This window comes from Psychrobacter muriicola 2pS (assembly GCF_904846535.1).
GTDB classification, from domain to species: domain Bacteria; phylum Pseudomonadota; class Gammaproteobacteria; order Pseudomonadales; family Moraxellaceae; genus Psychrobacter; species Psychrobacter aquimaris.
This window is the reverse complement of sequence record NZ_CAJHBC010000013.1, coordinates 63,662-70,214: the sequence shown is the minus strand read 5'-3', so window position 1 is coordinate 70,214 and position 6,553 is coordinate 63,662. Positions and strand designations below refer to the sequence as shown.

The following is a 6,553-nucleotide window of genomic DNA, read 5'->3' as shown; positions in this document are numbered from 1 at the left end:
GAAAGAATCTATCTTGTAAAGCGAAAGCTTTAGAATAAAGAAAGAATATTTCGATATCACCTTAAACCTTGATTCAGTTAGGTTTATGTTGGTCGACGACAAGTAACCTTGAAGTCAATAATAACAACAACAGACTCATATCTAACCCCCTTTGCTGACGACAATAGCATGATGGCCCCACCTGATCCCTTCCCGAACTCAGAAGTGAAACATCATAGCGCCAATGGTAGTGTGGATTCGTCCATGTGAGAGTAGGTCATCGTCAGCTCTCTATTCTAAAGAAAAACCCCCTTCTGCTTATGCAGTAGGGGGTTTTTCTTTGTGCGGGGGTTTGGTTGGAATTATCCTCACGTCGGTTATTTTTTTCAATCACCTTTTACGTTTGCAGAGAATAGATAAAATTGTTCATAACCAGAAATTTATTATAGTAAGCTTTTCTAATGAATTTTTATTGTTGGTTGATACTTATTAATGCTAGATTTACATGACTATAAAATCACAGTATTGCTTAATAAATAAGGATATTTATGTTGGCCACTATATTATCAATAATTGCTGTTCTCATAGGGCTGGGAAATTTATGGCTTTCCAATGAACAATGGAAGAAAGTCAAAGCTAAAATTGGTATGTTGAGCGATACAGGTAAAGTATCTGAGATTCTTCCAGCTTGGTATACGAGAAGAATGATGATGGATCAGTGGTATTTTGGTTTAGTAACTGCTGATGGTCATACTATTGCAATTGGAAGTATCACAGCAATATCTGATAACGGAAAATGGATGGATGTAGAGCTATTGACATCTGACGAATTGCCCCAGAGAACAGAAACTAAGTTTATTACAGCAGTAGCTGATGATAGAAGAAGCGCTTCAATCCAAATAGAACAAATTGTTATGGCATACGAAATTATGACTAGCTAGAAGTGACATATAAAATACTAAGTTAACAATTATTTTTTCATTCGTCTTATTCAGTTATAGATATAACGCCGTTGTTTGGGTACTAAAAGACGTTAATGCTCTCTGAAAAACTATTAGAGTAAGAGAAGCGTAGCTCCCTTTTTATTAATGTTCAACAAAAGTTTTTTATATCTAAATAAAAGCTAAGTGAATAAAGCTAAGTGAATAAAGCTAGGTGAATAAGGAAGTATGCGTGTCAATTTGGTTGCTAGTTCTAATATCGTTTTTGCATATTACTATTGGCGGTGCTTTTACCACTGGGTTTCTTTTTTATATTTGTGCAGAAAATAGCCCAAGCTTAACCAAAATTGAGAATAATGTTCTCTTTACCTTGCTGATTGGATATGCAGCTTCGCTTGTAATCAGTGTTGGAATGGCTATTTATTTTTATGTATTTACTACTAGCGATTTATATTATTGGTGCTTTGCCATACCGTGGGGACTACTGATTCTACTATTAGGTTATTGGGCATATATTTTAGCCAAATTTAATGCATTCTGAGGATGCTGTTAGCATGTCTGATCTCGTTAATTACTTCTTAAAACAACTCACCTATCTCAAAGTCTTCCTCAAAATCAAATCCTAGCTGCTCGTTTTTACGCAGCCGCATGAGCTCGATACGCAGCTTACGTCCAGCGATAAGCCTTAGCACCTCGCGTTGCTGCTCTGTCGTCATATGATGCCATCGTTGGCGCTCGGCTCGACTGCGCAGGCAACCAAAGCAATAGCCTTTTTTATTGCTTTGACAGACACCGATACAAGGGTTGTCAATGTCGAACAGCTCAAACTGTTGATTCATGGCGACTCCATTGCTATTACCGTCATTCCTTTGACTGGCACAAAACCATTATGACAATATTATTATGTCGCAAATACCAACTAATAGTGTGCCGTTTTATTGTTATTATTTTTTTGCATTGGGTGCTATGCTTAGCGTCACTGGTCTATATAAGACAATCATAACAAAATTAATAAGTGAGATGATACGTGAACCTGATTTATATCCATGGACTGGACAGCGATGCGAACTCTACCAAAGGGGTGTTGTTAGAAAAATACTGCCAGCATCATCATCCTGATATCACTGTGCTGCGTCCTGATTTGAACAAATCCCCTGCGCAAGTGCATGAGCAGCTGTTGTCATTGATAGAAGGGTTGAACAATAGCAAAGATGAGCAGACAGGATCGTTCAATACGGTACTAATCGGTAGCTCATTGGGTGGGTATTTTTCTACCTTAATCAGTAATCAAATAGGTTGCCCTACACTATTGCTAAACCCTAGTATTCAACCTCATATCACGCTACAACGTTTTTCTGACATCTCAGTATCAAGTCAAGAAAGCAGTGATGAGTTATCTCATAGTAACGTCCTGCATACGACGGCAGGTGGCTGGGCTATTACTCACTCAGATTTACAATGGTTTGCAGATCATCAAATTTCTCAAGTAACTTATCCCAATAAAGTTGCTGTACTGCTTAAAGAAGGTGATGAGCTACTAAGCTCTGAATTGTCTAAAGCCTTTTATCAAGGGCAGGGCGCAGCGGTAACGGTACAGGCGAGTGGCGATCATCGCTTTAGTGATTTTGGTGAGCAGCTACCGATGGTGATAGAGATGCTACGAAAGTTAGTAAAGTCTTAGATAGACGACATTATATGACGTGAACGATGGACTATTGACCTTAACGTCGCTGTTTTTCGTTATAATGGTTTCATAGAGTTAAACGCACGTGAATAGTTAAGGATGCATTTGTGAGTCAATATAATGCGCAATCGTTAGAAGTTTTAGAAGGACTTGAGCCAGTACGTCGTCGTCCAGGTATGTATACCGATACCACGCGCCCGAACCATCTGGCGCAAGAGGTCATTGATAACTCGGTGGATGAAGCGTTGGCGGGTTATGCCAAAACCATCAAGGTGCAGCTGCACAGTGATGGCTCGCTATCTGTCGAAGATGACGGGCGCGGTATGCCGACTGATATTCATCCTGAGTTTGGTCAATCTGGTATTGAGCTGATTTTGACCCGTTTGCATGCTGGTGGGAAGTTTTCGACCTCTAATTATGAGGTGTCAGGTGGTCTGCACGGGGTGGGTATCTCTGTCGTTAATGCTCTATCCACGCGCGTTGAGGTGACGGTATGGCGTGATAGTACGCAGTTTGATATGGCGTTTGAGAACGGCGCAGCCGTGACGCCATTGACGGAAGCGGTCAGCTCAAACAAACGCAAACGTGGTACCAGAGTACATTTTTGGGCAGATGGTAGTTTTTTTGATACGCCAAAATTTAACGTTAAGCAGCTCAAGCACAATCTAAAAGCCAAAGCGGTCTTGGCAGCGGGACTGACGATTGAGTTCACCGATGATATCAATGATGAAAAGGTTGTTTGGCAGTTTACCGACGGGGTTGTCGAGTATCTAAGTGAACAGTTAGATGGTCTTGAAACATTGCCAGAAGCGCCGTTTTATTATAATTACGATGCGAAAGCGGGCGAACGTGCTGCCATTACTTTTGCGTTGTCTTGGTTGCCTGATGGTGGCACGCCAATCCAAGAAAGCTATGTGAACCTGATTCCAACGGCTCAGGGTGGTACGCATGTTAATGGCTTGCGTACGGGCATCTTAGAAGCATTGCGTGAATTTTGTGATATTCACAACTTATTGCCACGTAGTGTGAAGCTGACGGCAGAAGATGTCTGGGATGGGGTGAACTATATTCTCTCTCTCAAATTCTCTGAGCCGCAGTTTTCTGGACAGACCAAAGAGCGCCTATCGAGTCGTGAAGCTGCTGGTGCCGTACAGACCTTGGCAAAAGATGCCTTTAGCCTGTGGTTAAACCAGCATGCTGACATGGGCACGCAAATTGCGGAATTGGCGATTAATAAAGCAGGACGTCGCCTAAAATCAGCCAAAAAAGTCGCCCGTAAGAAAATTACTCAGGGCCCCGCACTGCCTGGTAAGTTGGCAGACTGTCGCGGTGATTTGCGTGATGGTGCGGAGCTGTTCTTAGTAGAGGGTGATTCGGCTGGCGGTAGTGCCAAGCAAGCGCGTGATCGTCACTATCAAGCGATATTACCTCTGCGCGGTAAAATCCTAAATACATGGGAAGTATCATCAGACACGGTGCTATCAAGCCAAGAGATTCATGATATCGCCATTGCAATCGGTGTGGATCCTGCCTCTGATGATCTGTCCGAGCTGCGCTATGACAAGATATGTATCTTGGCGGATGCTGACTCTGACGGCTTACATATCGCGACCCTGATCTGCGCTTTATTTGTGAAGCATTTCCCTGCGCTAGTGGATGCGGGTCATTTATTTGTAGCGATGCCGCCTTTGTACCGAGTAGACGTGGGCAAAGAGGTTCACTACGCGTTAGATGAGCCAGAGCTTGCACATATCTTAGCCAATGTACCGGGCAATAAAAAAGCGCAAATCACTCGTTTTAAAGGACTGGGCGAGATGAGTGCTGAGCAGTTACGTGAGACAACGATGAGCCGTGATACACGTCGTTTAGTACAGCTAGATATGGATGACATGGTATTGACCAATAGTGTGATGGATATGCTATTAGCCAAAAAACGGGCAGCTGACCGCAAGTCATGGCTTGAGAGCAAAGGTGATTTAGCAGATATATCGTAAGAGGCTTGATTGCTTACTCATTATTTGCCTATTTATTTCTCCGTTTTTATTAATATAAGTTTATAAATGAGTAAGCTATTGGACAATAAAAGCTTATAAAATTCAAGGTAGTAGCATACGCTTAATGTTATTATATAGGTATCTTTTATTATATGGTGCCGTCATGACATCAAGTTTTTTTAAGCGCTCAAAAACCAAAGCTTCTCAGTCTGCTCGCTCCAAAATACTACCCAAGCTTAGCAAAAAACAGCTGGGCAATTTAGTGCCAAAACGTGGTGGTAAATTTACTCCAGCCATTGGATCCATGCTGCTAAAATCAGCAGGCTGGCGCAATGTTGGTGATATTCCCAATATTTCGCAGGCAGTGGTACTGGCGCTTCCACATACTTCCAACGTCGATGGCGTTTATGCCATTCCCAGTTTATTTGCGTTGGATCTAAAAGTCAGCATCATGGGCAAGCATACGCTATTTAAAGTGCCAGGATTCGCGCAGTTATTAAGCTGGATAGGGGTTATTCCTATTGATCGAGGTAACAAAGGCTCAGTGCTACAATCTAGTATTGATAAGTTCAAAACTGGTGAGCCGCTATTTTTAGGATTGGCGCCAGAGGGTACTCGTCAATATACTGAAAGCTGGAAAACTGGCTTTTATTATTTGGCATTAGGTGCTGGTGTACCTATTTTGCCAGTAGCGATGGATTATAATACTAAGGAAGTTCGTTTTCTGTCGCCAGTTTATCCTAGTGGTGATATCGAAGCAGATTTACCAAAAATTTATGCTCAGTATAAAGGTGTGATACCAAGACATCCTGAACGCTTATCGCAGCCGCTACAGGATATCAATAGCTCAGTTGAGTAACGTTTTTTTATTAAGTCTTTTATACTAAGAAGCCCCTGATACTAGAATATCAGGGGCTTTTTTTTATCATAAATTGATAATATTCAACTCATATTAAGTCTGTTTAGAAATGCGGTTGACCGTTAGAAGCACTGACGCCGCCATCGACAGGTAAGTTGACGCCAGTAATCATAGAAGCATCATCGCTCGCTAAAAACGTGATTGCAGCGGCAATATCTTCTGGTGTTGCCAAACGTCCGAGCGGACAACGGGCTAAGAACTTATCGGTCTTATTGTCATTGTCTTGAATAGCGCTAGTCATATCAGTTTTCGTGACGCTAGGGTTAACAGCATTCACACGCACGCCGTCAGGCCCATGATCTAGGGCTAGTGTACGAGTCAAATTGGTTACGCCCGCTTTAGCGGCATTGTAAGCGGCCATATTCCAATCGCCGCCCACCCCTGAAAGTGATGAGACATTGACGATATTACCTTTAGTAGCAATGAGGTGCGGCATCGCCGCCTGTGAGACATAAAAAGTCCCATTTAGATTCACATCAATGGCTAACTTCCAATCTTCAGCAGACAACTCTGTTATTTTGCCTTGGATGGCTTTGCCTGCATTGTTAATCAAAATATCAATTTTTTCAAACTTATCTATCGCCCGCTTTATCATTTCTTGCACTTGGCTTTGTACACTGATATCACAAGTAATGGTGAGATAATTGTCAGTATGAATCCAAGTACGATCTTGCGGAAACTCTTTTGCAGTGTCTTCTAATGTCGCAGCCGTGCGTCCTACTAACACGACGCTAGCGCCTTCCTGAGCGAAGCGAATGGCGGTTGCACGCCCAATACCTGAGCCTGCACCTGTGACGATAACCGTTTTTTCTTTAAAGCGCTTCATAACGTTCAATCCTTGTTATTATATGATGGTCATTAAATAATTTTGATAAATGTTTTTAAAAAATGTAATCGAAAGCAGCATATACGCGGTAATTTTAACTGCAAATCATGCTACTTTGCTATTATCATAACAACTCACTGCCCTGAAAGCGACTGCATTTAATAGGGCTTATTTTGTTAAATTTTTCGTTGGCAGCCCGTAGTTATAGCC

General features: G+C 42.0%; 7 protein-coding genes and 1 rRNA gene. 6 read left to right on the top strand and 2 right to left on the bottom strand.

Annotated features, from left to right (window positions below; all coding sequences use genetic code 11):
- Positions 1–153 precede the first annotated feature (153 nt).
- The 3 genes from rrf (at position 154) to JMX93_RS13755 (ending at position 1,461) form a co-directional block, all read left to right on the top strand.
- A 5S ribosomal RNA gene (gene rrf, locus JMX93_RS13765) occupies positions 154–268 on the top strand.
- 259 nt (positions 269–527) lie between these two features.
- The gene (locus tag JMX93_RS13760; RefSeq protein WP_198332578.1) at positions 528–920 is read left to right on the top strand and encodes a hypothetical protein; all 393 of its coding nucleotides are present in this window, start codon (positions 528–530) and stop codon (positions 918–920) included.
- A 232-nt stretch (positions 921–1,152) separates the two neighbouring features.
- Entirely contained in the window at positions 1,153–1,461 is a 309-nt protein-coding gene (locus JMX93_RS13755; protein WP_102092140.1) for a hypothetical protein, read from the top strand.
- Between the two features lie 37 nt (positions 1,462–1,498).
- Here JMX93_RS13755 and JMX93_RS13750 read toward each other — a convergent pair whose 3' ends face one another.
- Entirely contained in the window at positions 1,499–1,759 is a 261-nt protein-coding gene (locus tag JMX93_RS13750) for a DUF1289 domain-containing protein (protein WP_102092139.1), read from the bottom strand.
- Between the two features lie 188 nt (positions 1,760–1,947).
- On the opposite strand from JMX93_RS13750, the gene JMX93_RS13745 reads away from it, so the two are divergent.
- The 3 genes from JMX93_RS13745 to JMX93_RS13735 all read left to right on the top strand — a co-directional run bounded on the left by JMX93_RS13745 (position 1,948) and on the right by JMX93_RS13735 (position 5,457).
- On the top strand, positions 1,948–2,601 hold the full coding sequence (locus tag JMX93_RS13745) for a YqiA/YcfP family alpha/beta fold hydrolase (protein WP_198332579.1): 654 nt from the start codon (positions 1,948–1,950) through the stop codon (positions 2,599–2,601).
- Between the two features lie 110 nt (positions 2,602–2,711).
- Complete coding sequence (gene parE / locus JMX93_RS13740; protein WP_499205051.1) at positions 2,712–4,598, top strand: DNA topoisomerase IV subunit B; 1,887 nt, start codon at positions 2,712–2,714, stop codon at positions 4,596–4,598.
- 163 nt (positions 4,599–4,761) lie between these two features.
- A complete protein-coding gene (locus JMX93_RS13735; protein WP_499205050.1) occupies positions 4,762–5,457 on the top strand; it encodes a lysophospholipid acyltransferase family protein in 696 nt (231 codons plus the stop codon).
- Positions 5,458–5,560: 103 nt separating this feature from the next.
- On the opposite strand, the gene budC is transcribed toward JMX93_RS13735, so the two are convergent.
- Positions 5,561–6,343 carry a meso-2,3-butanediol dehydrogenase gene (budC, locus tag JMX93_RS13730; RefSeq protein WP_193012162.1) on the bottom strand — a complete coding sequence of 261 codons (783 nt, stop codon included), beginning with the start codon at positions 6,341–6,343 and terminating at the stop codon, positions 5,561–5,563.
- Between the last annotated feature and the right edge of the window lie 210 nt (positions 6,344–6,553).